Source organism: Marinifilum sp. D737 (assembly GCF_026672275.1).
In the GTDB taxonomy this organism is placed as follows: Bacteria; Bacteroidota; Bacteroidia; order Bacteroidales; family Marinifilaceae; genus Marinifilum.
The window spans coordinates 16,144-41,695 of record NZ_JANQCD010000001.1; the positions used below are offsets into that span (position 1 = coordinate 16,144).

Annotated in this window: 22 protein-coding genes; 9 read left to right on the forward strand and 13 right to left on the reverse strand. The window is 36.6% G+C overall.

Going from position 1 to position 25,552, the window contains the following annotated elements; genetic code table 11:
• The first annotated feature begins 134 nt into the window (after positions 1-134).
• The 3 genes from NQ163_RS00080 (at position 135) to NQ163_RS00090 (ending at position 5,158) form a co-directional block, all read left to right on the forward strand.
• Entirely contained in the window at positions 135-2,168 is a 2,034-nt protein-coding gene (locus tag NQ163_RS00080; RefSeq protein WP_268188278.1) for a molybdopterin-containing oxidoreductase family protein, read from the forward strand.
• Positions 2,169-2,379: 211 nt separating this feature from the next.
• Complete coding sequence (locus tag NQ163_RS00085; protein ID WP_268188280.1) at positions 2,380-3,705, forward strand: 4Fe-4S dicluster domain-containing protein; 1,326 nt, start codon at positions 2,380-2,382, stop codon at positions 3,703-3,705.
• Positions 3,706-3,982: 277 nt separating this feature from the next.
• Positions 3,983-5,158 carry a trans-sulfuration enzyme family protein gene (locus NQ163_RS00090; RefSeq protein WP_268188281.1) on the forward strand — a complete coding sequence of 392 codons (1,176 nt, stop codon included), beginning with the start codon at positions 3,983-3,985 and terminating at the stop codon, positions 5,156-5,158.
• 770 nt (positions 5,159-5,928) lie between these two features.
• Here the strand turns inward: NQ163_RS00090 and rmuC are convergent.
• From rmuC to NQ163_RS00105, 3 genes are all read right to left on the reverse strand, one after another.
• Complete coding sequence (gene rmuC / locus NQ163_RS00095; protein WP_268188283.1) at positions 5,929-7,302, reverse strand: DNA recombination protein RmuC; 1,374 nt, start codon at positions 7,300-7,302, stop codon at positions 5,929-5,931.
• A gap of 277 nt (positions 7,303-7,579) precedes the next feature.
• On the reverse strand, positions 7,580-8,350 hold the full coding sequence (locus NQ163_RS00100) for a UDP-2,3-diacylglucosamine diphosphatase (RefSeq protein WP_268188285.1): 771 nt from the start codon (positions 8,348-8,350) through the stop codon (positions 7,580-7,582).
• Positions 8,351-8,447: 97 nt separating this feature from the next.
• A complete protein-coding gene (locus tag NQ163_RS00105) occupies positions 8,448-9,602 on the reverse strand; it encodes a TlpA disulfide reductase family protein (RefSeq protein ID WP_268188286.1) in 1,155 nt (384 codons plus the stop codon).
• 321 nt (positions 9,603-9,923) lie between these two features.
• On the opposite strand from NQ163_RS00105, the gene NQ163_RS00110 reads away from it, so the two are divergent.
• Positions 9,924-10,856 (forward strand): bifunctional riboflavin kinase/FAD synthetase, encoded by a 933-nt coding sequence (locus tag NQ163_RS00110; RefSeq protein ID WP_268188287.1) that lies wholly within the window; start codon positions 9,924-9,926, stop codon positions 10,854-10,856.
• Between the two features lie 61 nt (positions 10,857-10,917).
• Here NQ163_RS00110 and NQ163_RS00115 read toward each other — a convergent pair whose 3' ends face one another.
• The 3 genes from NQ163_RS00115 to NQ163_RS00125 form a co-directional block, all read right to left on the reverse strand.
• On the reverse strand, positions 10,918-11,358 hold the full coding sequence (locus tag NQ163_RS00115) for a hypothetical protein (RefSeq protein ID WP_268188288.1): 441 nt from the start codon (positions 11,356-11,358) through the stop codon (positions 10,918-10,920).
• Positions 11,359-11,548: 190 nt separating this feature from the next.
• Entirely contained in the window at positions 11,549-14,068 is a 2,520-nt protein-coding gene (locus tag NQ163_RS00120) for a sodium-translocating pyrophosphatase (protein WP_268188289.1), read from the reverse strand.
• Positions 14,069-14,270: 202 nt separating this feature from the next.
• Entirely contained in the window at positions 14,271-14,750 is a 480-nt protein-coding gene (locus tag NQ163_RS00125; protein ID WP_268188290.1) for a Rieske (2Fe-2S) protein, read from the reverse strand.
• An 87-nt stretch (positions 14,751-14,837) separates the two neighbouring features.
• On the opposite strand from NQ163_RS00125, the gene NQ163_RS00130 reads away from it, so the two are divergent.
• The 3 genes from NQ163_RS00130 to NQ163_RS00140 all read left to right on the forward strand — a co-directional run bounded on the left by NQ163_RS00130 (position 14,838) and on the right by NQ163_RS00140 (position 16,384).
• Positions 14,838-15,302, forward strand: a complete 465-nt coding sequence (locus NQ163_RS00130) for a hypothetical protein (RefSeq protein WP_268188291.1) — start codon at positions 14,838-14,840, stop codon at positions 15,300-15,302.
• 177 nt (positions 15,303-15,479) lie between these two features.
• Entirely contained in the window at positions 15,480-15,953 is a 474-nt protein-coding gene (greA, locus tag NQ163_RS00135) for a transcription elongation factor GreA (RefSeq protein WP_110361193.1), read from the forward strand.
• A 35-nt stretch (positions 15,954-15,988) separates the two neighbouring features.
• Entirely contained in the window at positions 15,989-16,384 is a 396-nt protein-coding gene (locus tag NQ163_RS00140) for an HIT family protein (RefSeq protein WP_120238403.1), read from the forward strand.
• A 53-nt stretch (positions 16,385-16,437) separates the two neighbouring features.
• Here NQ163_RS00140 and ruvC read toward each other — a convergent pair whose 3' ends face one another.
• The 7 genes from ruvC to rplU form a co-directional block, all read right to left on the reverse strand.
• The gene (gene ruvC, locus NQ163_RS00145; protein ID WP_268188293.1) at positions 16,438-16,992 is read right to left on the reverse strand and encodes a crossover junction endodeoxyribonuclease RuvC; all 555 of its coding nucleotides are present in this window, start codon (positions 16,990-16,992) and stop codon (positions 16,438-16,440) included.
• Between the two features lies 1 nt (position 16,993).
• Complete coding sequence (locus NQ163_RS00150; RefSeq protein ID WP_268188294.1) at positions 16,994-17,878, reverse strand: DMT family transporter; 885 nt, start codon at positions 17,876-17,878, stop codon at positions 16,994-16,996.
• Positions 17,879-17,888: 10 nt separating this feature from the next.
• Positions 17,889-18,191: a DUF4286 family protein gene (locus tag NQ163_RS00155; RefSeq protein WP_268188295.1), complete on the reverse strand. Its 303-nt coding sequence runs from the start codon at positions 18,189-18,191 to the stop codon at positions 17,889-17,891.
• Between the two features lie 193 nt (positions 18,192-18,384).
• Positions 18,385-20,202, reverse strand: a complete 1,818-nt coding sequence (locus NQ163_RS00160) for a tetratricopeptide repeat protein (RefSeq protein ID WP_268188296.1) — start codon at positions 20,200-20,202, stop codon at positions 18,385-18,387.
• An 87-nt stretch (positions 20,203-20,289) separates the two neighbouring features.
• Positions 20,290-21,564 carry a serine--tRNA ligase gene (gene serS / locus NQ163_RS00165; RefSeq protein WP_268188297.1) on the reverse strand — a complete coding sequence of 425 codons (1,275 nt, stop codon included), beginning with the start codon at positions 21,562-21,564 and terminating at the stop codon, positions 20,290-20,292.
• A gap of 116 nt (positions 21,565-21,680) precedes the next feature.
• Positions 21,681-21,941 carry a 50S ribosomal protein L27 gene (gene rpmA / locus NQ163_RS00170; protein ID WP_054716802.1) on the reverse strand — a complete coding sequence of 87 codons (261 nt, stop codon included), beginning with the start codon at positions 21,939-21,941 and terminating at the stop codon, positions 21,681-21,683.
• 19 nt (positions 21,942-21,960) lie between these two features.
• Positions 21,961-22,272, reverse strand: coding sequence for a 50S ribosomal protein L21 (rplU, locus tag NQ163_RS00175; protein ID WP_171594099.1), 312 nt, complete (start codon positions 22,270-22,272; stop codon positions 21,961-21,963).
• A gap of 479 nt (positions 22,273-22,751) precedes the next feature.
• Between rplU and NQ163_RS00180 the strand changes: the two genes are divergently transcribed.
• Together NQ163_RS00180 and NQ163_RS00185 are read left to right on the forward strand one after the other, a co-directional pair.
• On the forward strand, positions 22,752-23,354 hold the full coding sequence (locus NQ163_RS00180) for a bifunctional nuclease family protein (protein ID WP_268188300.1): 603 nt from the start codon (positions 22,752-22,754) through the stop codon (positions 23,352-23,354).
• Between the two features lie 269 nt (positions 23,355-23,623).
• Entirely contained in the window at positions 23,624-25,483 is a 1,860-nt protein-coding gene (locus NQ163_RS00185; RefSeq protein ID WP_268188301.1) for a PQQ-binding-like beta-propeller repeat protein, read from the forward strand.
• Positions 25,484-25,552 lie beyond the last annotated feature (69 nt).

Genomic DNA, 25,552 nt, shown 5'->3' on the forward strand with positions numbered 1-25,552 from the left:
TTCAATAGCCTCGGGTTTCAACCCGAGGATGATGTTAATATTATTAAGAGAGAGGAATACATGATTTTGATAGTGTATCTGCTCCCTTTTCTTTTTTTTATTAATTTTCCATGAATTTTTGAGATTATTAACCTATGAAAATCTACTCAACAGCTTGTCCCCGAAATTGCTACAGCACTTGTAGTATTAAAGTTCGTGTAGAGAACGATAAAGTGATTGGAATTGACCCACATCCCGAAAATCGTGCTACACCAGAAGGACCATGTATTAAAGGTTTGGCTTATGTGGAACGCGCCAATTCGAAGGAGAGAATTTTGTATCCGCAAAAGCGAATAGCCGAAGGAAAATACGAACGCATTTCCTGGGATGAGGCATTGAATGCCATTGTTGAGCAGTTGAAGAATTGCAAACAGACTTTTGGTCCGCATTCAGTTCTTTATTTTGCAGCTAGTGGCATGTCTGGTTTGTTGAATGGAGTAGGAGCAAACTTCTGGAAACTGTTTGGAGGCGCAACAACTACTTATGGAAATCTTTGTTGGCCTGCAGGATTGGAAGCCACTCGACTGACCTTAGGTGCCAACAAACACAATGCACCTTGGGATTTGGAGAATGCCAAGCTGATTTTGTTGTGGGGAAAGAACCCTGCCGAAACCAATATTCAGGAGATGATTCCTGTTGAGAAGGCACAGGAAAAAGCTGGGAAATTGATTGTGGTTGATCCTCGCAGAACGCCTTCCAGCGAGCGTGCGAATTCACTCTTCCAAATTAAATCGGGAACCGATGCAGCCTTGGCTTTAGGGATTGCAAGAGAATTGATTCAGAATGATTGGATCGATCATGAATTCATAGAGAAATATGTACTTGGCTTTGAGCAATTCAAAGAGCGAGTTGATCAATATACATTGGAGAAAGTCTCTGATATCTGTCGCGTACCAGTGGAAGCCATTCAGGAACTGGCAAAAGAAATTGGAACAACAGATGCCATGACATTGATTCCGGGTTACGGCATGCAGCGATATGAAAACGGTGGTCAAACCACTCGCTGTATATTAGCATTGTCGGTGATAACTGGAAATATTGGGAAGCCCGGTGCTTGTTTCCATTATGCAAATCTTCAGAGCTATGTGTTCGATGATTTGAAAGAACCGGAATCATACTTCCCGGGATGCGAACATCCAAGTTTCAGGAGGAAGATATCTGTAGCCAAATTGGGTGAGGATTTATTAAATATCAAAGATCCTGAAGTGAAGTTCATTTGGGTAGAAAGGGGAAATCCCTTATCTCAAAATCCGGATACCAATAAAATCCGAAAGGCATTCCAAAAGGCGGACTTTAGAGTGGTTGTAGATCAGTTCATGACCGATACGACATTGGAAGCTGATATCATTCTGCCAGCAAAAAACATGTTCGAGCAATCTGATATCATTGGCTCTTATTGGAATCCGTATGTGCAATTGCGACAGAAAGTAATGGAACCGGCGGGCGAGGTAAAACCTGAAACGGAAATCTATTATCTCTTGGCAAAGCAATTGGGATTTGCCGATGAAGAGATCGAAGGAAATATTCCAGAGCCAAACGATGAGGCAATCGAAGAATATCTGAACGGATTCTTGAAAGATTTTCCTGAATTAAGTCTGGAACAACTGAAGAAAGGACCGCAATTGGCAAACTCTTTTGAGGAAATACCATTCTCAGATTACCAGTTTCCAACTGCTTCCGGTAAGATTGAACTGTATAGTGAGATGGCCAGGCAAATGTGGGGAGTGGATGAACTTCCTGATTATGTCCCTTTGCCAGAACAAAGTGAATTTGAATTTCAGTTGATATCGCCAAACTCAAAGAATCGAATTCATTCACAGTTTGGCAATTTAAATGTGATCAAGCAATTTGAACCCGAAGCCTATCTTTTTGTTCATCCATTGGATGCTGAAGAGAAACAGATGAAGAATGGTGAAAAGGTGGTAATCTATAATCATCAGGGTAGAGCAGAAGTGAAACTGCAATATGATTTGGGTTTGCGTAGAGGAAATGTGGTGTTGACCAATGGTCATCAATCTCATTTGGGAGCCGCTCCAAACCTGTTTACCAAAGGATGCGAAACTGATATGGGACATGGTACCGCATTCCATAACACTTGGGTAAACCTGAAGGCAATTAACAATGAGTAAGGATCAATGATCAATTAACAATGAGCAATTAACAATTGGAGAAAAGTAGAAATTGTAAAATAATCCCGAAGGGATGCAACTTGAATAGCCAAGGGTGAAACCCTTGGTCAACATGATGTAAATTAATCGTCGCAACTGCCAATGCTCCTAAAAGAGTTGGTGTAACATGCGACGAAATATGAAGAGCCTTACACTAGTATAAGAGCAAAAAATGGAAAAAAACTCATTCATATTCAACACCAACCGATGTGTAGGATGCAACGCCTGCGTGGCAGGTTGCAGCATAGAAAACGGAACCGATTTTAGAGTGAACTGGCGAGAGGTAAACACTGGAAATAAAATCAAACATCCAGGATTGCCTGTTTTCCATTTTTCATTGGCCTGTAACCATTGCGAGGATGCTCCTTGTATGAAGAACTGCCCGGCACTGGCCTACACCCGCGATGAGAAAACGGGTGCCATCATTCATCATGCCGAGGCATGCATTGGTTGTACCTATTGCACCTGGGCTTGTCCGTACGATGCACCAAAGTTCAATCCGGCTACCAAGATTGTTGAGAAATGTAATTTCTGTGTGGATAGAATCTCAGATGGGAAACGTCCTGCCTGTGTGGAAGCTTGTCCGGTAGGAGCGCTTGACTTTGGACTTTTGGATTTGCAAGAAGAAGATCGTGTAACTCCTGGATTTGTGGATATGGGCATCAAACCATCCATTCAATTGATACCGCTAAGAGAAGCAAATATGGCGCCAAAGGTGGAGAATACTGATCAGGTAGAAATAGATGAGAAAAAGATAGAGGAATGGCTACCAAAGCCAAAGGATAAGGTGGCATTGGACAAGGAATGGACCTTGGTGCTGTTTACCATAGCAGTGGCAGGATTGGTAAGTTGGCAAGCAGCTCATTTGATGGGCGCAATAGATATGCAATTGATTCCTTTTGCCATCGTTTCAGTTTTGGCCATTGCATTAACATCGCTTCATATAGGCAAGAAAATGCGAATGTGGCGATTCATTCTCAATCTAAAAGGTTCTTGGTTGAGTAGGGAGATATTCTCCTTTTCAGGATTTTTAGGTTTAACAGGATTTCAACTAGTTATAGGAAATATATGGTTTGGGATTTTAGCTTTGATTTTTGGGATTTGTAGTTTGATATCGGTTGATATGGTTTACAAATTCTTGACGCGAAAAGATGGTCTTCCAGTGCATTCAGGAATGGTAAGTCTTACAGGAATTTTGTTTTTTGTTTGGCTGATTGAGGTGCCGATTGTTATAGAACTTATAATTCTAATCAAAGGAAGTTTATACATTGGGAGGAAAATATCTTTACGTCTAATAAGATTGAAACATTTTCCAGCTCTTTCATTGCTAAGAACGCTCTGTTTATTAATTCCATATTTTCTGTTGGGTACGCAATGGGAATTGGGCTTAGCAATATCTTTAGCCATTATACTCGCCGGAGAATTAATCGATAGGGCAGAATTTTATTACGAATCGGATGTGATAACACCGGAGAAGGAACTACGAATAACGAATTGAAAACATTCTCCTATATCCCATTGAAAATGAGATGTTGGTCGGAGCTGATTCCCCTCTTGAGAGGGGATAAAGGGGAGGGTTAGAAACATAAATAAAATATAAAAGAAATAGTGTATCATCCCTTCGTCTGTATGCTCCAGAAAGCTTAAAATTGGAACTTCAGTTTACCAAAGGGGTGTCTCCTTCACACATTTACTCATTTACTCATTCACAAATTTACTCATTCACTCATTCACACATTTACTCATTCACACATTTACTCATTAACTATAATACCATGAAAAAAAACATCAACGCATCGCACACCCCTCTTTATCGTGAAGCGGGATTCAACCTAAAAGATTCGAAAACCACTCAGGAAGCATTCGCGGCAGAATTGGATCATCCGCACGAACCGGAGAATTACATCTATTCACGCTACCGAAACCCAACCACAGTTGCCGTTGAGCAGCAAATCATGGAGCTGGAAGGCTGCAAGTGGGCCTTGTTGGTAGAAACCGGAATGGCAGCCATCGATGTGGCAGTATCGGTTTTCCAAAAAGGTAAAGATACCCGACCATGGTTGTTCTTCCATGAGATTTATGGTGGTACCAATTCATTTATCGATACAGTTTTAATCAAGCGTCGTAACCTGGATGTGCACCGTTTTTATGCCAACAATGGACTGTATGATTTCGAGGAATTGGAGCGCATGTTAAAGGAGATTCAACCTGAATTCCTTTATTTCGAAGCGGTTTCGAACCCAATGTTGATTGTGGCTGATGTGAAACGAATTATGGAGCTGGCAAAGCAATACGATTGCAAAATTATTGTAGACAACACCTTTGGAACCCCATATTTGTGGAAGCCATTAGTAGATGGAGCAGACCTTGTGATTCATTCTGCAACCAAATACATGAGCGGACATGGTAACATTACTGCCGGTGTTATCTGTGGGAACGATGAGGAGCTGATGAAGGAAGCCATTGAGTACCGAAAATGGGCGGGACACTTCCTAAGTCCTGATGATGCCTACCGTTTGGGAACACAATTGAAGAGCTTCGACCTGCGCTTTAAGCAACATTGCGACAATGCACTTGCCTTGGCAGAATACCTGCAAAATCATCCTAAGATTGAAGAGGTATTGTACCCAGGCTTGGAATCTCACCCAACCCGAAAAGAAGCTGTTGCCCTGTTTGGCGACAAAGGCTTTGGTGGCATGGTCACCTTCGACATCAAAGGAGCATCGGACGAGGACAAACGCGAAAAATGCAACCGCTTCATTGCTGCTTTGCAAGATTATATTCCTTTGGTACCAACCCTTGGCGAGGTAGATACCATCCTTCTGCCGGTAGAACCTGTTTGGGGAGCCAAATATCCTCTGCCGGGAACCATTCGATTATCGGTTGGAATTGAGAATATTGAGAAATTGAAGGGGTGGATTGATAAAGCACTGAATTCAATTAATAATTAACAATGAAGAATTAATAATAGATTAATCTTTAAGGACATGCCATGGCGTGTCCTTTTTTAATGTATGGTTTGATATTGTTATTAAGAATACATGACTGATCTACTGGCCAAATATATTGGTAACTTGACTTTCTGTTTTAACTAAATCAAAAAAAATTGAGTATTAATGCCAACATATATACTTATCGGCAAATCAGCACACCTATCGGCAGTTTTGGTATTCCTATCGCCAAAAACGTTTGCCTATCGCCAAAATGAGGGGGCTTATCGGGGAAATGGGTTGTCCTATCGCCATTTTGGCATACCTATCGCTAAAATAACCCGCCTATCGCAAAAGAGGTCAACTATCGTGGGGCATTCAGAGGGTATGTTAGAGGTAGAGACAGCATTAGTGCTGTCTTTACAGATATAGTAAATCAGTAGCCAAACTTTATACTCCAGATTAAAACAAGCCAGCAGTTATAAGGCCTCAAGCAGTTTTGGCATACCTAACACCAATTTCTATACCTCTGTAGTCAAAAGTCATATTCCTGTAGCCGAAATGTACCGCCTGTAGCCCCAATAGGTAGTCCTGTAGCGAAAAGGAGGTACCTGTAGCCATATTTACCCTCCTGTAGCAAAACGAATCAACAGATATAGGGCTTCCAGAAGGATAATATAAAAATAAGAGCATCAAGAATCATAAAAATCTTAATACCCTGCGTCTTGAGAAAATAAAAAAAGCCACGAAAAATCGTGGCTCTATATCATCTTTGCTTCCTTCATGTGAAACTACTTTTTCAATGTCGGAGCATCATCCATTCTGTCGATTAAGGCTTGCGGTAATTTTTTCTTCACCTTAGCGCCAAGTTCTCTAATTTTTTCTGCACTTCGAATTAGGTTACCACGACCTTCGGTTAGTTTGTTCATCGAGGTAGCATAGGTTTTCTTTGCCGTATCCATTTGTCTGCCCAGGCTGATCATATCATCCACAAAACCAACAAATTTATCGTACAATGCACCACCTTGGCGTGCAATTTCCAATACATTTCGGTTTTGGTGCTCCTGTTTCCAGATAGAGGCAATGGTACGCAAGGTAGCCAACAGGGTAGAAGGACTCACAATTACAATTTTGTTTTCCCATGCATAATTAAACAATTCCTGGTCGGCTTGCACGGCCATGGCAAATGATGATTCGATTGGCACAAACATCAAAACAAAATCAGGAGAGTTTAATGCTTCTGAACTTTGGTAATGTTTATCGGCCAATTCCTTCACATGCGCTTTCATGGAAATAATGTGATCTTTCAAGAACTTGTCCTTGTCTTCTTCGCCGTTTGAATTTACAAATCGCTCGTATGCTACCAGCGAAACCTTCGAATCAACAATTACGTGTTTCTCTTCAGGCAAACGGATGATCACATCAGGGCGAATGGTCTGTCCTTCGCTATTCTGAGTTACTACTTCGCGCTCGTACTCTTCCCCTTTCGAAAGGCCCGAACGTTCTAGTATTCTTTCCAATACAACTTCGCCCCAGTTGCCTTGTTTCTTCACATCACCCTTTAAGGCTTTGGTTAGGTTATTGGCTTCATCACTAATCTTTGCATTTAGGTCATAAAGCTTTTTCACCTCCTCTTTCAGGCTGATTTTATCGCGCAATTCCTTATCGTAAGTTTCCTCAACTTTCTTTTCGAATGATATTAGTTTTTCCTTGATTGGCCCCAGAATATCATCCATATTCTTTTGGTTCGAAGTGGTAAATTCTTTCGTGTTTTCCTTCAGGATTTTAGAAGCAATGTTTTCGAATTCGGTAGTGAACTTCTTTTGTAATTCTTCCAGTTCCTGCTTTTGGTTTTCCAAACGCTCTTCCAAATTCTTTCTTTCGGTAGCCGAAATAGATACCGAACGGGTTAGCCTTTCGTTTTTCTCCCTTTCTTCGCCCAGCAAACTCGCTATTTCCTCTTTTTCACGTTTTATGTTATTTGCACGCTCTTCCAATATCGATAGTTGGTGCGATAGTTCACTTTTTTCGGTGATAAAAGCATTTTCCTGCTTTAGCAATTCTTCACGATGAAGAGCTGCTTGTTGAGATGTTTTTTTTCTAAGAATCAGCCAGGCGATAATTACCCCTTTGGCAATTCCAATTGCGATGTATAAAAATTCCATGTGCTTTTTATTTAACCACAAAGTAAAACGAAGTAATTCACGAAGGAACACAAAGTATTGCGTATCCTTTGTTTATTTACTGCACTTTATTCTTGTTTCATTTATTAGATCAAAAATAAGAGTTTACAACACTTATTTCTTTGCGATACTTTGCGTTGAATATTTAGGTTTATCGAAGATAAACAGATCTGTGTAATTTGTGTCATTCGTGGTTGAATAATTCTTGCGAAGCAAGCTATTAAATCTTTGTGATACTTTGTGAAAATCCTTTGTGCCCTTAGTGCTTACTTATCGGTTTTTCGAATTCTTTCAATTCCATTACACCATTATCCAACACGGCATAGGTAAAGTGTGTTACCCAATCGCCAGTATTGATGTATCTGCTTTTACCATTCAAATCGATATTGCAAGGCCAGTGGCGATGTCCGAAAATGAAATAGTCGAAATGTTCTTTTTTCAGTTCATCTTTGGCATAAAGCACCAACCACTCTTTGCCTTCGCCTCTAAATGTATCCGCTTCAATCTTGCCATTTTTAAGTCTGCTATGCCCCGACCAATTGTGAGCCAGCCAAATGGCAAAATTTGGATGAATCCTGGCAAATGACCATTGCAGAAACTTATTGGTAAAGATCTTTTTCAGAATCTTATATCCCTTATCGTATGGCCCTAATCCATCGCCATGTCCCAAAAAGAATTTCTTGCCCTGAAGTTCGGTTTTTACAATATCACGATGAACGATTACGCCAGTTTCGCTTGGCAAATAATCAAACACCCATATGTCGTGATTTCCGGTAAAGAAATGCACAGGAATACCCGAATCGGTAATTTCGGCCAGTTTTCCTAATACACGGGTAAATCCTCTTGGTACGGTACGTTTGTACTCGAACCAGAAATCGAAAATATCACCCATAAGGTAAATTGCTTCGGCATCTGCTTTAACAGTATCCAACCACTTTACAAACAACAATTCACGTTCGCGATTATTCTTTAAAGCGGGTGCTCCCAAATGCACATCCGATGCGAAATATATTTTTTTGTTTTTACTCATGAGAAAGTATCATGTACTTAAAATGCCTAAAGTTTAAAAGTAATGAAAATTAGTTTTCACCTTTGTACTTTAGGCACTTAATAATATTTTAGTTGTATTACTTTACGTATTCAGCAACTTTTTCTTCCAATCTTCTTGCAAAAAGATCCTTACCAACAATTTCACCTCTTTGGTCGATTAGGTAGTTAGCAGGCACTCTTTGTACGTTTAACAAGCGAACCGCATAAGAACTTCCGTTTTCAGGATCACAAACATTTGTCCAGTTCATCTTGTCTTCTTTAATTGCTTTTTTCCAAAGCTCTTCATCCTGGTCAACAGAAATCTGGTAAATTCTTAAACCTTTGCTTTTATACTTGTCGTAGATTTTCTTAAGCGTTTTATTTTGCTTACGAGAGTTTGGATCTTGAGATGCCCAGAAACTCAATACAATAAATTTCCCTTTTAAAGATGATAGAGCTACGTCCTTACCATTGGTGTCAGGCAATTTGATTTCAGGAAAACTAGCCCCTTTTTCTTCAATCATCTTGGCAATGTTTAGGTTGGACATTCTCTTTTCAAGAGTTTTGTAGTTGGCTAAAATTGCTTTGGTATATTCATGTTCAGGGTAAAGCGCTCTCATCGATGAAGCTACAATTTTCACAAACTGAATGTCCTTGTTCTCATTTAAAGTGAAAGTATTTTTATCAATTTTTTGATACAATGCCATGTAGCTTGCCAAAGAAGTAGCATTTTGCATGATAAAGTCGATAGAGAATTTTCTTTGTGCCTGAATAGCTTCAATATATTCAGCCACTAAGTTTTGTGATACAGTTGAGAAATCAGCATCATTTTTCTTTTCTTCCAATTGCTTGCGGATTTTAGCAACTTTGGCTTTGGTAACATTTAAAGTATCGTTAATTTGTTTTACCAGTTTCGAACCTTTCGATCCTTCAACGATATACTTTTTATTCATGTTTTCGGCCTTGCTATACACCAACATGTTGTCATTTTCTTCAGCCAAAAGGGTAAGCAATTTACCGTTTGATAAGCGCAACAAATAAAATTCAGGTTGTGTAAGGTTCAAATCAAATTCAAATCGACCTTCTTCGTCAAGTTTTATCGAATCAACAGTAGTTGTACTGGCAACATGTAAATGATCCAAATACAAAGTTTTACCTTCTGCGTTATCGATTTTACCTTCGATGCTTACATTTCCTTTTTGGGCACAAGCCCAAAATAAAACTAGTGGAAGTACAAATAATAGTTTTCTCATACTATGGATTAGATTGTGTTATTTAAATTGCTAAAATTCTTGGTTTCGCTATCAAATAATTTATAATCAAAAGCTTTGGCTGATTTGATTTTAAGCTGTCAAATTTTCAAAGCAAATGGGCTGCGAAACTTCAGGCGGAAATTTACTAATAATTTCCTGTATAATCATTATCAAGCAATGCGAGATATTGAAGGAATCGATCATGTTCGGGAATTTTTCATATTTTTGCTTTCAGATTAAAAAGGTGAAATTTTCTGGCTTGAAATAAAGATGGGATGGATAATTTAGATTGAATTTCACCACATACAACTGATATTACTGATGAAGATATATACGGATCTTAAAGATTTTTCTGCTCTAAACCCTGTGGTAACCATTGGAACTTTTGATGGTGTTCATTTGGGACACCGAAAAGTAATACGTCGTTTGCAGGAATTGGCGCACAAAGTGAATGGAGAAACCGTAATTTTTACTTTTTATCCTCATCCACGCTTGGTCTTGAGTGAAGAGAATAATGGATTACGCTTGATCAACACACTGGAAGAAAAGAAGGTTTTGCTTGAGGCGGCTGGTATCGATCATTTGGTAATATATCCTTTTACCAAAGAGTTTTCGAAACTTTCGTATGTTGAGTTTGTAGAACAGATTTTGGTAAAACAGTTAGGCATGAAATACCTGGTGGTTGGCTACGATCACCGTTTTGGTCACAATCGCCAAGGAAAGTACGAAGATTTAAAGGTTTTTGCCGATCAGTTGAACTTTAAAATCGAGCGCCAGGATGTTTTAAATATGGATGCCATTAATGTTAGTTCAACCAAAATCCGTAAAGCCATTGGCGAAGGCGATATTAATACTGCCAATAAATATTTAGGCTACCGGTTCTTTATCAAGGGAGATGTGGTTGATGGGAAAAAATTAGGAAGTAAAATTGGCTTTCCTACTGCCAATATCGATCCGCAGGAAAGTTACAAACTGGTCCCAAAAGATGGAGTTTACGCCGTTAAAGTTGATGTTGATGACAAGCGCTATTTGGGCATGTTGAATATTGGTGTTCGACCAACTGTAAATAATCAGTTGGACAATCGATCAATCGAGGTTCATATTCTTGATTTCGATCAGGACATTTACTACAAGAACATTACCATCCATTTCTACAAAAGAATTCGCAACGAACAGTTTTTTGCATCAATTGATGAGTTAAAAGCACAGCTGGCAAAAGACAAGGAAGCGGTTGTTGAATTGTTAGGGAAATAAAATCTGTACTTGTAGAGACGCAAGGCCTTGCGTCTGTACTGGGAATTACAAATAATCTGTGTTACGTCATTGCAAAATTTTCTTTGTTTAGTTTTATCCAGAAAAATAATATCCAGATATATTTACCTCTGTTATTAGCTATAAAATTATGATATGTTTCGGTATCAATAACAGTTGCATAAACAGAGTTTTTGAATTTTGCATTTGCAATATAAATGTAAAGGTCGGATGAATTTGAACGGTACTTATTCAATGCGTCCGTTTGTTCAACGAGTTGTAGTGTTCTAACATTAAAAAGTTCCTTTAATTGTTTTTCCTGTAAAGAATTGAAATGTAAATTTGAAGAATATACACCATTAGCGATATCTCTATCAATTAAATAGGTTCTATAATTTTTTATTACTTGATTTGTTAAACATCGTTTTCCCAATAATTGAAAACTTAGGATTTGAAAGCATACCAAGCTAGTGATTATTAATGTTGTAATTCGAATGTATTTCATTTTATAAAATTAAAAACATTACGCTGATATTTGTAATTTGTTTATTGATAATCTCACTTAGAGTGAGAATATCAAACTAACAGAAAAGAGGCCATTGAGTTATTATATAATTCGTAATTCCTAATTAAAATAAAACAACCCCGAAGATAATCCCCGGGGTCATAAATGTCATATCATCGAACTCAGGTTACTAGTTTTTACTAGCCTCAACTTTTACGTTTTCCTGGTGATTTGTCCCAGGTTCTTTTGCTTTGGCTTCAGGATTGGGATTTCCTTCACCAATTGGCTTATCAGGAATTCTCATTCCATAGAAAGAGCGATACACAAAGAATAAGCCTATAATCAAGAATAATGTTCCAATGTAAGGTGCAATATTTGTTGCCCCGGTTTTATCAGCTTTAACAATTAATTCTATGGCAATTTCTGCAGCCAACAATCCAAATAAAGTTGAAAACTTAATAATTGGATTTAACGCAACGGAAGTAGTATCCTTGTAAGGATCACCAACTGTATCACCTACAATGGTTGCATCGTGAAGAGGAGTGTTTTTCTCTTTCAAATCAACCTCAACCACTTTTTTGGCGTTATCCCATGCGCCACCGGCATTTGCCATGTACATTGCCTGGAATAGACCAAAAATTGCGATAGATATTAGATAGGCCACAAAGAAATTAGGACTGAAGAATGCAAAGGCCAAAGTTAAACTTAGGATTACGGCAAAAATATTCCACATTCCTGTTTGTGCATATTGAGTACAGATTTTTACAACATTTTTAGAATCTTCAATATCAGCTTCAGTTTTGTCCAGATTGATATTTTTCTTGATGTACTCAACTGCACGATAAGCTCCGGTAGTAACTGCCTGCATTGATGCACCAGAGAACCAGAAAATTACTGCACCACCTGTAATTAAACCTAGAATAACAGAAGGGTCGGTTAGTTGAATTTGTAATAATGATTCTCCTGTAGAAAGAATAGTTCCTTTTAAAAGTAAGATAATGGCGAAAATCATGGTTGTAGCACCAATAACCGCGGTACCAATTAATACAGGCTTTGCTGTAGCTTTAAATGTATTACCAGCAGAATCGTTTTCTTCCAAATTGTGCTTTCCTGTTTCAAAATTCGGCTCAAAACCAAAATCGTTGTTAATTTCTTCTTTAATATTTGGAATTTTTTCAATTTGCGATAATTCAAAAACAGATTGTGCATTATCGGTTACCGGACCATAACTGTCAACAGCAATGGTTACAGGTCCCATACCTAAGAAACCGAAGGCAACCAAACCAAAGGCAAAAATTCCCGGATACTCACCAAAAATTGCAATATCTTGAACGGTGTAGAATGCAATAGCCATTAAAGCCATCATAACCATTCCTTTCCAGAAAGCAGAAAAGTTACCAGCTACCATACCTGAGAGTATAGTAAGAGATGCTCCACCTTCACGAGAAGCAGTTACAACTTCCTGTACATGGCGAGAACCAGAACTGGTAAAAGCTTTGGTTAATTCGGGAATTACAGCTGCTGCGAGTGTACCACAAGAAATAATAGTAGATAATTTCCACCACAATCCTTCCGGAAGATCAGAAATCAGTACATAACTTAAAGCATATGTAACTACAATTGAAATAATTGATGTAATCCATACCAAAGCAGTTAAAGGAGCTTCAAAATTGAATTTATCTAGTTTGCTGTATCTAGCTTTTGCGATAGCTTGATTAACCAGATATGCAAATACCGATGTGAAAATCATTAAGACACGCATGGCAAAAATCCATACAATTAAAGTAGATGCAAAACCAACATTTGGTATTAAACCAGTTTCCCCAAACATCAAAATAATGAAAGTAATTAAGGCAACACCAGTTACACCATAGGTTTCAAAACCATCGGCAGTTGGTCCAACACTATCTCCTGCGTTATCGCCTGTACAGTCGGCAATTACACCTGGGTTTCTTGGATCATCTTCTCCAATCTTGAATACGATCTTCATCAAATCAGCCCCAATATCAGCAATTTTGGTAAAGATACCACCGGCAATTCTAAGGGCAGAAGCACCAAGCGATTCTCCAATTGCAAAACCAACGAAACATGCACCAGCACTTTCGCCAGGAATGAACAGAAGAATGGCAATCATCATGATTAGTTCAACGCAAATCAATAGTAAACCAACACTCATACCTGCCTGAAGAGGAATAGACATTACGTCGAAAGGCTTTTTCTTTAATGCAGCGAAAGATGTTCTACTGTTTGCATAGGTGTTAATTCTGATTCCGAACCATGCAACACCATACGATCCAAGAATACCAAGAACGGTCCATAGAAGAATCAGTAAGGTTTTAGGAATGCTTAAATGAGCTAATGCCAGGAAGTAATAACCAATAGCAACACCAATAATCAAGAATAGAATAATCAGGAATTTACCTTGCTGCAACAAATAGGTTTTACAGGTTTCGTAAATAATATTTGAAACTTTTGCCATTGATTTGTGCGTAGGAAGTTTTTTGATGCGATTAAACTGCACCATCCCAAACAATAAACCCAAGACAATGATGATAATTCCGTAGAGGAGCAAGTCCCAGCCATTCATGCCTCCAATTCCATCAAAGACACTTTGTCTTAAATCAGGAACTACCAAATCGGCTTCACTTGCGAAAGTTGCGAACGGTGCACACAAAACCCCGAACACAAGTAGTAATAATGCTTTCTTCATAAGATTAAAAAATTAATTTGAATAGGTGAATTTCCTTTCAAATTATGCATTATTGTTTACCGAGTCAAGGCTTTTTTATAGAAATGTGCAATCAGAAAAACTTTCGTTGATTTGCTTTGTATCCTGATTTTGTTATATTTATGATGTCAAAATTAGTTCTGTTGCAAATGGGACTAATTTTTTTGTGCCTTTTACATACTGATTAGTTGTAAACCCTAAGGATATTACCAGAAACACTGGTTCTGTATGATTTTAGTGGATATTTTGCGACAGATTCACTAGTAGGATAAGCTCCATTAGAAAATAAAAACTCACTGTTACATATAGGGCATTTACACGCTCCATTCCATTGTGTATTATCATTTGGATCATTTAATTCAACATGCTCATTCGCTTCAACATCATGAGGACAAGTTGCGTCATAGGCATAATATTGATCATTTGCTTTATATATAAATATTCCATTCCCATTATATCCTAAGGTTTTGCCTTCATTATAATCGAAATATTCTGCTGAATTGTTAGATAATTGACTAAGATGTATTAGATCAAAGTTTGTATTAATTTTTCTGTATGGAACAACCTCATTAATATCGACTGCATCTGAACTACAAGAACAAATACTGATGCACAATGAAAATAAAACGAAAAAATATAGTAAATTTGATTTGTTGACTGACATAATTTTATAGTTTGCATTAATAAACGCAGGTTGATCCTGATTATTATTGTGAAAGCGTAAAACTAACAATTAAATATCAGAACTCTCATGGATGAAGGATGGGGAAATATAATATATCTGATCATATTAGCGATTGTAGGAATTTTTAGTTCTATCAAGAAGAACAAAAAGAAGCCTGTTCCAATATCTCCGCCCGATGATGGAGAAATAGCGGAGCAATCTGCTCCTCAAACTACAAAGCCGCAAAACGATTTTGAATCGGTATTTGAAGCTTTGTTGGGGCAACAAAGGCCCGAACCATATCATGAGGAAGAAGAATGGGAAACAGAAACTCCGGTTGCGGAACAAGAGGTAGTTTTAGATTCAGTTCCTGAGCAAAAGGATCCTCGGGAAAGTAGTATAGAATATACTGAGAAGCGACAAATTTCTTCATTAGATGCTTTAAAAGATCTCTATCAGGAAGAAGCGGAAGAGGAGGAAGACGATGGGGAAGAAATTGATTGGCGTCAGGCGATAATTTACAAGGAAATTTTAGAGAGAAAGTACAATTAGTATAATTTTTTAGTACTTTTATAAGTCCCAGTTTATACCGTATAAAAAGGAGCATAAATATTAAATTTGTATATTTGTATTCCTGAAGAGTTCCGAGAAGTCGGGATTCTTTTTGTTTTATAGGTCTTTGGTGATCTGGGAATTAAGAAATCAAGAAAAAATAAATAGGAGGATATTATGTCTGGTTATTCATATGTGACAGCAGATGGTTTAAAAAAACTAAGAGAAGAATTGGAACAGCTTGAGAACATTGAGCGTCCAAAAATTTCAAAGCAAATTGGTGAAGCTATCGATAAGGGGGACTTGTCGGAGAATGCCGAGTATGATGCCGCAAAAGAGGCTCAGGGTTTGTTGGAAGCAAAAATTGCCCAGTTGCGAGGAGTTATTGCCAACAGTAGAGTTATTGATGAAACTAAAATTGATACATCAAAGGTTCAGATGATGAACAAAGTTACCATTAAGAACCAGAAAAATGGTGCAGTAATGACTTACACTTTGGTGTCGGAAAGTGAAGCTGATTTTAAGAAAGGTAAACTTTCTATCAATACACCAATTGCCAAAGGTTTAATTGGAAAGAAAGTTGGCGATGTAGTGGATATTCAGGTTCCTAATGGAATTATTCCTTTCGAAATCATCGAAATTTCTATCTAATAGAAACAAATTGAAAACTTCTTAAAACAGATAAAATGGCTTCAATTTTCACAAAAATAGTTCAAGGCGAGATTCCTTGCCATAAAATTGCAGAAGACGACAAGTACTTTGCATTTTTAGATATTAGCCCTTTGGCTAAAGGTCATACATTGGTAATTCCAAAGCAAGAAGTTGATTACATTTTTGATTTGGAAGATGATGTGTTGGCAGGCTTAAATGTATTTGCAAAAAAGATTGCTAAGGCAATTGACAAAAGTGTAGAATGTAAACGTGTTGGAGTTGCCGTTATCGGTCTGGAAGTTCCACATACGCACATCCACTTGGTACCATTAAATAATATTGGGGATTTGAATTTTGAAAATCCTAAATTGTCTCCAAGCCAGGAAGAACTAGCCGAAGTTGCAGAGGCTATTCGCAAGAATTTAGAATAAAAGAGAATATCTTATATATAGGAAAGCCGCTTGAAAAGCGGCTTTTTTTGTACTTATTTTTTTATTCGATTTGGGTTGTTTTTTACAAAATCGGCCCATGAACTGGATTTTTTCGCAGTTACTAATGCATTGTCCTGAAAAAAGTGACAAAGTGCAATTGCAATAGCATCCGATTCATCAGGATTTTGAGGGAAATCTTTCATTTTAAAATAACGTTGAAGAATTACCGCCAATTGTTCTTTCGAGGCAGTTCCCGTACCAGTAATTGCTAGCTTAATTTTACGTGGAGCATATTCAAAAATTGGAATATTGCGTTGCAAAGCGGCAGCAATGGCTACGCCTTGCGCACGACCCAATTTCAACATCGACTGAATATTTTTACCAAAAAACTGAGATTCAATTGCCAATTCATCGGGATGATATTCATCTATGACTTGCAGTGTTCTTTGAAAAATCTTTTGAAGTTTGATATAGGGATCGCTGATTTTTTTTAAATCGAGAACCCCCGAAACCATGATTTCAGGTTTTCTGTTTACCACTCTAATTAACCCGTATCCCATTAAATTGGTTCCCGGATCAATTCCCATAATTATTCTGTCGTTACTCAATTTAATTGGATTTTTGAACAAGTTTTTGCAGTACTATCCCAGCTATAATAAGAACCAAGCCTGCCAGTGTACTAAGATAGATAGATTCTCCGAGAATCAGATTAATAAATATTAATGAGGCAAAGGGGCTCAAGAAAACCAAGTGACCAATCTTATCGGTAGAACTGCTCAATTTCATGGCTTTTAACCAAAGTACATATGCAATTCCACACTCAACAATCCCAATGTAAATTCCAGCCAATAAAGGTTTGGTATCAGGAAGTGTGAAATTAGAAAACAGAGCTATGCTTAGTACAATGTAAATGAATCCAAAAATAAAGTTCAAAAATAGCTTGGCAACTTCTTCTCTTATATCTCTTACATTATATATCCAATACAAAGCCCAGAAAATCGAACTTCCAACTGCCAGTAACACTCCGAACGGATTTGGTGTTTGCAATGAAGCAAATGAGCCTTTGTTGGCAATTACAACCACTCCAGCAAAACTGACCAGAATGCTTAGAATACTTTTAATTCCTATTTTCTGTTTTAACAAAGGAATAGAAAGCAGTACCAAAGTAATTGGCCAGATGTAATTCAAGCTCATTGCAAATTGAGCAGGCAAAATGGCATAGGCCTTTAGTAAAACCAGGTAGTATAAAAATGGATTTAACAAACCTAAAATGGCAGAGCTGAAATAATGCTTTTTACTTACTTTAAAACTGTTTAATAGTTGGTTTTTCAACACCAATAAAACGGAAAGAAAAATAAGGGCTGTACCTGATGAAATCAAAAGTAAGTGCATAAAATCCATACCAGCAAGAGCAATCTTAAATGCCGTTGCTACTGTAGACCAACATAAAATTGCCAGTAATGCGTAAGTATATGCTCTTTTTTGCTGCTTCAAGTGCTTGGAATTAAACTTCTTGCAAAAGAGAAGAAAATGTGATTACCTGGTTTTGAAATCTGGCATTAAAAACCGCTTTGGTTCTTGGCTCAAAACTATTGATGTATTTTTCCAACTGTTCGCGAGTTTTGAATAAAAGCTGCAATGAATAAGTCATTCCGCCATCTTCTTGTGCAACCATTACTTTACAAAAATAGTTGTCCGAGAAAGTACTGGTTTCCTTTAAAAGAGGAATAAACTTCGTTTTCATCCACTCTACAAAAACACCCTCTAGTTCCTGTTCAAGCAAATAGCTTGTATTGTATAATAACATATCGTATATCTTTAAAAGTCGCGCAAATTTATTAAAAACTTACTTCGTAAGTAATATATAAACAACTGAAGACACAAATTATCACGAATTATTTAATTGTGTAAATTGCCACGCAATTCAAAGTTTGAGAAATTGGTGTAATTCGTGCTTATTTCTAAAATCAACACTTGTTTTTACAGCAAGTAGAATTCCATTAATTTCTTAATGCATTAACTCTTTGTCTGGCTTCAACCGAAAAAATACTATCCGGATAATCTGTAATAATTGATTTGTAACAATCTAAAGCAGCAGGCGAGTTTTGCATTTTTTCAAGCAGTTTCCCTTTTCGGAATAATGCTTTATCTGCAATTGAATCCCATGGGTGATCTGTAATTATTTTTTCAAGATTCTCCAGAGCGTCATCCAGTTTATTCTGCTGCAAATAGATTTCATATTTTTTAAAATACACTTCGTCGATTAAGCTATGGGCAGGTTGGTTTCTTATCAATTCATCCAACTTGTTTAAGGCTTTATCTTCTTTTTTCTGTAGGATTAAAAACTCAGCTTCCGCATAAGTTTTCATTGCCGTATAACTGGTATCTAAGGTGGTGTTATCACTAATTAACTGCGATAAAGCAATTGCATCATTGGCAATTAATTTTGAGGTACTTCCTTTAAGAGCATCTAACTGAGCTTTTGCCCATTTCAATTCTCCCATATAATAGGAAACCTTAGCTTTTTTGAATTTTGCCTCGTAGCCTATGGTGTTGTTTTTATTGGCTTTTTCAATCTGAGAATAGAGCAGGATGGCATCCCACTTTTCATCGGCAAACAATTTAATATCTGCCAATTCCATTTTAATTTCTGATTTAAATTGTGGGTGAATGTTTCTATTTTTTAGAATAGCTTCAAGTTTTTCAATTGCTTTATCGCTTTGATTTAGGTAAGCCGATAATATGTGAGCATGTCTAACAATAGCCCTGCTTGTTTGGCCTATATTTTTTTCCTGGTTTAAGAATTTGTCGTAAGAAGAAGCCAGGTTTTCCCATTGTTCTTGTGAGCTGTTTTCGGTTTCTTTTAACTGTAAGAATCTTGTTTCTAAGTACTCTGTGCTGGCTTTAAAATAGTTTGAAGCTTCGGCTCCTTTATCAATAACGATCTGAAAAGCTTCCAATGCCGTTTCGAAATCTTTATTTGTTCTTGCTGTATAGGCTAAAGACATGATGCGAAATCCATCTTCTTTTTTGATTAAGTCGATAGATCTGGCTTGGGCCAAGGCAGGTTTAAACAGTTTTTTTTGCATAAAGTACCATTGCAATAATTCTTTCAAAGCCAAATTGTCTGGTTCTGTCTGCATTTTATTCAAAATCTGATTTCTGATTATTGGATCAAGACTTGAATCGATATCCTGAGCAAGTGCAGATTGAAGGCGATTTTGTACCGTATTAACTTTGCTTGGATCGATGGATACACCAATTAAAAATTCAGCAAGCATTTTTTCAAAATCTCTTTGATAGAGATAAATATTTCCCAATTCGATATGATAAAGGTGAGGCTGCTTTAATAGTTCTCGACCTTTTTGATAGGCTTTGGCAGCAAACTCATATTCTCGTTTGGAAATAAAAGCATTGGCAATACTATTAATATCAACCTTAATGGGTTTTAGTTTTTGAAGTGCTTTATTGTATTGCTTGAAGGCTTCTTCTTCCTGATTCCATTTCTTATAAACATAGCCCAAACTTATAATGAAACTATTATCGTTTGGATTTTTTCGTACCTGTTTCTTCACAAAACTTTCTGCATCCTTAAATTCTTCCAATGCAATCAAACAATCTACATAGTAGTTGTAATAGGTTTTTGATTTTGTAAAATCATACAAATCGTAGAAAAGGGTAGAAGCAGGCTTGTATTCCTTGTCGCGAAAGTATTTAAATGCCAACTGGCTTCCGGATTGAATGTTTAATTGACCCAAAGTAGATAGGCAGGTTGATAGCAGTGAAATCAGTAATATGCTTGTTAGTATCTTTTTCAAAATGAAATTTTTATTGATTCAGCACCATAAAAATAAAAAAAAGCCCGACTTTTAGGTTCGGGCTTTAGCAAATATTTTGATAATCGATTAGTCGATCATGTCAAATCCTGTGTAAGGAACCAATGCTTTAGGAATTTTAATTCCTTCCGGCGTTTGGTGATTTTCCAACAATGCAGCTACAATTCTTGGCAAAGCCAATGCACTACCATTTAATGTGTGAGCCAATTGCGGTTTTTTCATGTCCTTATCCTTAAATCTTAATTTCAAGCGATTTGCCTGGTATGATTCAAAGTTAGAAACAGAGCTAACCTCTAGCCATTTATCCTGAGCTGCTGAGTACACTTCAAAATCAAAAGTTAAAGCAGCAGTAAAGCTTGTATCGCCACCACACAAACGCAACAAACGATAAGGTAACTCTAATTTTTGAATAATACTTTCAACATGATTTACCATGCCTTCTAATGCTTCGTATGATTTTTCAGGATGTTGCAATTGTACAATTTCAACTTTATCGAATTGGTGCAAGCGGTTCAAACCACGAACATCTTTTCCGTACGAACCAGCTTCTCTTCTAAAACAAGCCGAGTATGCAGTATTCTTAACCGGAAAATCTTCTCCTTTTAAAATTACATCGCGATAAATGTTTGTAACCGGAACCTCAGCAGTTGGAATCAAGTACAAATTATCTTCTGTAACATGGTACATTTGTCCTTCCTTATCAGGTAACTGACCTGTACCGTATCCCGAATCTTCGTTTACAACCAATGGAGGAATTACTTCTTCGTAACCAGCCTTGCGGTTTTCATCCAGGAAGAAATTGATTAAAGCTCTTTGAAGAATAGCACCTTTACCACGATAAAGTGGGAAACCAGCACCCGTAATCTTCACACCCAAATCGAAATCGATCAAGTTGTATTTTTTTGCCAATTCCCAGTGAGGAATTGCATCAGGAGCTAAACTTGGAGCTTCACCAACACTTTTTTCGATTACATTATCTTCTTCACCTTTACCTGCAGGAACCGATGAATGAGGAATATTAGGAATCTGCAATAGCAAATTGTTTAATTCTTCAACAATGGAAGTTTGCTTCGAGTTTAATTCAGCAATGGAGTTTTTCAACTCACCCGTTTTAGCTTTTGCTGCATTAGCTTCTTCAGCCTTTCCACTTTTAAAAAGCATACCAATCTCTTTCGACAAGCTGTTCATTTCTGCCTGAGTTGCATCCTGTTCTGCTTGAGTAGCTTTTCTTTTTTCATCAAGATCAATAATTTTTCCGATAATTTCAGTGGCATCGAAATTTTTGATCTTTAAAGCCCTAATGGCTTCCTCTTGATTTTCCTGTAAATATTTTAGGCTTAGCATCTATTATCTTTTGTTGATGATTATTCCTGATTTTTATGAAAGTGTAAAAATAAAAAAATCTCCTGTCTTTATACCTTGATAAAGCAGGAGATTTAAATATTTTAATACTGAATTAACTATTCAGCAAGAGGTTCAATAGAAACGTAAGATTTGTTGTCTCTTTTCTTTCTGAAAACAACTGTTCCATCAACAAGTGCAAATAGAGTGTGATCTTTACCACAACCTACGTTTTCACCCGCGTTATGCTTAGTTCCTCTTTGGCGTACAAGAATATTTCCAGCTTGTGCAAATTGTCCGCCGTAAATTTTAACTCCTAATCGTTTACTTTCCGATTCTCTACCGTTCTTCGAGCTACCAACTCCTTTTTTATGTGCCATTTTGTAATATTTTTAAGGATTAAGCTACAATTTCTTCAATTTGAATTTGTGAAAGGTACTGACGGTGACCGTTCAGTTTTTTGTATCCTTTTCTTCTTTTCTTTTTGAATACTTTTACCTTATCACCTTTCATGTGTGATAAAACTTTTGCAGTTACTTTAGCACCTTCAACAGCAGGAGCTCCAACTACAACTTCACCTTCGTTATCAACTAAAAGAACTTTAGCGAACTCAACTTGTCCACCTTCTTCAGCTTCTAATCTGTGAACGAAAATCTTCTGGTCTTTTTCAACTTTAAATTGCTGACCCGCGATTTCTACAATTGCGTACATTTTAATACAATTTTACGGTTTGTTCCAGGGGGTGGGCAACCTGCTAATCAAGTTATTCCTCTTGGTGAACCCCCGAAGAAATTATTTTTCGGATTGCAAAAATAGAAAAGAATAATTGATAAACAAAGTTTTAAGGATATAAATGCTTGTTTTCTCAACTTTTTTTCTTCGCTAATCGCCTCATTTATAAAAAAGGCTGTGAAATCCTTGCAAATGTACAAAGTTTCCTGATTCAGGTTTGGATTATGTAGGCTAATAATTGTATCTTCATGTATACATTTAGGAAAGCTATCTAATCATTCGGCTGAAGGAATATGGTGGATTTGGTAAATGATTGAATAGTCGGTGTTTTGGCCGATTTTGAATTGTGAAATTCTGGAATGCAAATAAATCATGAAGTCTTGTTTTCAATTATTGTTAAGAAGCTTCGAAACAATTATTATATTTGCTTCAAGAAAGATGGAAATTTGTAAAAACCTATGGGTAAAATAAAACTAAACGTTCTTGGATTGTCATATAGTCAGACACAAACTGGAGCATACGCATTGGTCTTATCTGAAGAGGATGGTGATCGACGTATTCCCATTATTATTGGGGGAGTTGAAGCGCAGTCGATAGCTATTCAACTTGAGGAATTAGATCCACCCAGGCCTTTGACTCATGACTTGTTTAAAAGTTTTGCAGAAGCATTTACTGTAAATGTTACCGAGGTCAATATATATCGATTAGAAGAAGGAATTTTCTATTCGGAATTAATTTGTGAAAAAGGAAGTAATCGCATTCGTATTGATTCCAGAACTTCAGATGCAGTAGCCATTGCACTTCGATTTAAATGTCCGATTTATACAACAGATGAAATTATTGAGAAAGCAGGAATTGTTTTATCAATAGAGGGAGAACCTCAAGAGCCCACGATTACGGCACCAACTGCTGAATTTAGTTCGAGTGAAACAAGTTCAAGCAGCGAGTATAGTGATTATTCCATAGCACAATTGCAAGGAATGCTTGAAGATGCCATTCGGGATGAAGATTACGAAAAGGCATCTTTAATAAGAGATGAGCTTGATAAAAGAGGAGAATAGGTAAAATAAAATATCAAAAGGAAAGCAGGTTTATAGCCTGCTTTTTTATTGCTTTTATTTGAGGTATAGTTTTTAATATCATTTTATTATATCAACTATTAAGATTGATAAAAATTAAACATCAATTATTGTTATTTAAACTAAAATCTGCTAGGTTTGTTCGTTGATATTAACTTAATGAAAAATTATGGATGTATGTAGATTTAATGCTATTTGTAAAAATATAGGCAGGAGTTGCATACATCAAGGATCTAATTAAAAATTAAACTATGAAATTATTAAAACAAGCAATTGGTATTTTAACCTTGTTTTTTTTGAGCCATTCTATTGTGGAGGGACAAAATAAAATTTGGGAGCAAGATTTGCGTTCTGCATTAGGAGCGGTAAACTGGATTGAGCAAACAAGCGAAGGTTTCATATTGGCCTCAGGAACTAAGGGTTTATTGGCTCTTGATAATACCACGGGAAAGACTTTGTGGCATAATTCAGAGCTGAGAGGAGCTGTAAAAGGTTCACTAAAATTAATTGATGGTTTGCCAATATGTTATATTGATTTCGCAAAAAATGGAGTAATCCTTAACTCAAGTAATGGAGAAATTCTATATGATACACAAAAGGATGGAGTACGTATTCAAAGCTATGGTATTCATAGTGATAAGAATTTAATTCTTTTCGAAATGTCGAAAGGAGATGATACTGCATTGATGGGATTTGATCTTAAAACATGGAAAAAGAAATGGATTACCAATCTTGGAAAGGTCTTTAAGTTTTTAGGTTTAAGAATCGATACAAGTATTATATCGCAAGGTCCTTTCTTTACGAATGACGAAAGTATTATTTTGAGTATAAAGAACAAGATCTTTAATCTGGATTTAAATACTGGAAAGCTTTTATGGTCGAATGAATGGAAAAAGCCGGTTAGAACTTTAATTTATTCACCATTAAATAATTGTGTATATGTGGGAGTACGTAAGCATAAAATGTTAATAATTCTTGAACCTAAAACGGGAAAAGATATCACACCAGGCAAGTTTAAATTAAAAGGTGAATTAGTTGATGTTACAAAGGATCAGGATGGTAACTTGATTTTGGTTGAAAATTCAGGATTTAACCTTATCAATCCAGAAACAAATGGAGTGATTTGGCCTAAAAAGGCAAAATTGGATAATCTTAATGAAGTTATACCTCATGAAAAAGGATACTTTGCCATTTGCAAAGAAGAAAAGAAAGGAGATATTTATCTGTTTGACAAGAATGGGAAGAAAGTATGGAATAGAGGTGTAGATGGTTACGTTTACTATGCTGTTAGTACCTCAAAAGGGATTATGTATATTTCAACTGAAAATTCCAATATTTTGAATTTTGAAAATGGAAAGAAAGTATGGGATAAGACAGTTAAATTTAAAGCAATTCCTGCAGTAACTTATGATACAGAAGAAAGTAAAGTGGTTCTTTTTGAAAATAAAAAGGGATATAAATTTGATTTAAAATCAGGTGATATAGAGCAATTTGCCAATGAAATTAAATTGGAGAAGGTTTCGAAATCTACACCTTTGGAAGCTGAGTACATTGCTAATACAGGATACTTGCTTACAACTCCTCAGCATATTTCTCTATTGAGTTGTGATGGTAAGCTAAAATATACCCAATATTATAAGCCGTCTTCTTCTATAAAAGGATTAAAAGGTGCAGCTCAATTTGGTTTAGCTATTGCAGGTGTCGATTTTGATATTGATGGTGCAATAGGGAATATTAACAAATTAAACACCCTGGCAACTGGGGAAGCATTAATTAATGAAAATGAGGATACAGGCGATGCTGAAGTTCAGGAGAGCGATATCGCAGGACTTGGGGTAACAGATTCTGAAGGAGTGACCCATGAAATTTTTAGAGTAACACGTGAACGTTATCATAATTCTAAAAAGACGAAAGATGCACAGTTTATCGTAAACGAAGTAAAAGATGAATCAGGTAAAAAGCATTTTATTTATAAAGTCGATAAAAAGTCAGGTAATGTAGATTATAAAGTAGAGCTACTTGATAAAACACCTAGTTATTTAATTGACGATATTGATAATGTAATTGTGATCAATGAAAAGAGTCATTTAATTTCTGCTTATAAACTATAAAGGCAATAAAATAGATCAATCAAACTAATTTTTAAATGGGTGTCGTTTTTAGACACCCATTTTTATTTT

What these genes read in the sequence shown, in the direction of transcription:
- NQ163_RS00120 (WP_268188289.1), bottom strand. Translation starts at nt 14,068, where the DNA reads ATGAAGAAAGCATTATTACTACTTGTGTTCGGGGTTTTGTGTGCACCG.
- NQ163_RS00185 (WP_268188301.1), top strand. Translation starts at nt 23,624, where the DNA reads ATGAAATTATTAAAACAAGCAATTGGTATTTTAACCTTGTTTTTTTTG.
- NQ163_RS00140 (WP_120238403.1), top strand. Translation starts at nt 15,989, where the DNA reads ATGGCTTCAATTTTCACAAAAATAGTTCAAGGCGAGATTCCTTGCCAT.
- NQ163_RS00110 (WP_268188287.1), top strand. Translation starts at nt 9,924, where the DNA reads ATGAAGATATATACGGATCTTAAAGATTTTTCTGCTCTAAACCCTGTG.
- serS (WP_268188297.1), bottom strand. Translation starts at nt 21,564, where the DNA reads ATGCTAAGCCTAAAATATTTACAGGAAAATCAAGAGGAAGCCATTAGG.
- greA (WP_110361193.1), top strand. Translation starts at nt 15,480, where the DNA reads ATGTCTGGTTATTCATATGTGACAGCAGATGGTTTAAAAAAACTAAGA.
- NQ163_RS00080 (WP_268188278.1), top strand. Translation starts at nt 135, where the DNA reads ATGAAAATCTACTCAACAGCTTGTCCCCGAAATTGCTACAGCACTTGT.
- NQ163_RS00125 (WP_268188290.1), bottom strand. Translation starts at nt 14,750, where the DNA reads ATGTCAGTCAACAAATCAAATTTACTATATTTTTTCGTTTTATTTTCA.
- NQ163_RS00090 (WP_268188281.1), top strand. Translation starts at nt 3,983, where the DNA reads ATGAAAAAAAACATCAACGCATCGCACACCCCTCTTTATCGTGAAGCG.
- NQ163_RS00085 (WP_268188280.1), top strand. Translation starts at nt 2,380, where the DNA reads ATGGAAAAAAACTCATTCATATTCAACACCAACCGATGTGTAGGATGC.
- NQ163_RS00155 (WP_268188295.1), bottom strand. Translation starts at nt 18,191, where the DNA reads ATGTTATTATACAATACAAGCTATTTGCTTGAACAGGAACTAGAGGGT.
- rpmA (WP_054716802.1), bottom strand. Translation starts at nt 21,941, where the DNA reads ATGGCACATAAAAAAGGAGTTGGTAGCTCGAAGAACGGTAGAGAATCG.
- NQ163_RS00100 (WP_268188285.1), bottom strand. Translation starts at nt 8,350, where the DNA reads ATGAGTAAAAACAAAAAAATATATTTCGCATCGGATGTGCATTTGGGA.
- rplU (WP_171594099.1), bottom strand. Translation starts at nt 22,272, where the DNA reads ATGTACGCAATTGTAGAAATCGCGGGTCAGCAATTTAAAGTTGAAAAA.
- rmuC (WP_268188283.1), bottom strand. Translation starts at nt 7,302, where the DNA reads ATGGAATTTTTATACATCGCAATTGGAATTGCCAAAGGGGTAATTATC.
- NQ163_RS00115 (WP_268188288.1), bottom strand. Translation starts at nt 11,358, where the DNA reads ATGAAATACATTCGAATTACAACATTAATAATCACTAGCTTGGTATGC.
- NQ163_RS00180 (WP_268188300.1), top strand. Translation starts at nt 22,752, where the DNA reads ATGGGTAAAATAAAACTAAACGTTCTTGGATTGTCATATAGTCAGACA.
- NQ163_RS00105 (WP_268188286.1), bottom strand. Translation starts at nt 9,602, where the DNA reads ATGAGAAAACTATTATTTGTACTTCCACTAGTTTTATTTTGGGCTTGT.
- NQ163_RS00130 (WP_268188291.1), top strand. Translation starts at nt 14,838, where the DNA reads ATGGATGAAGGATGGGGAAATATAATATATCTGATCATATTAGCGATT.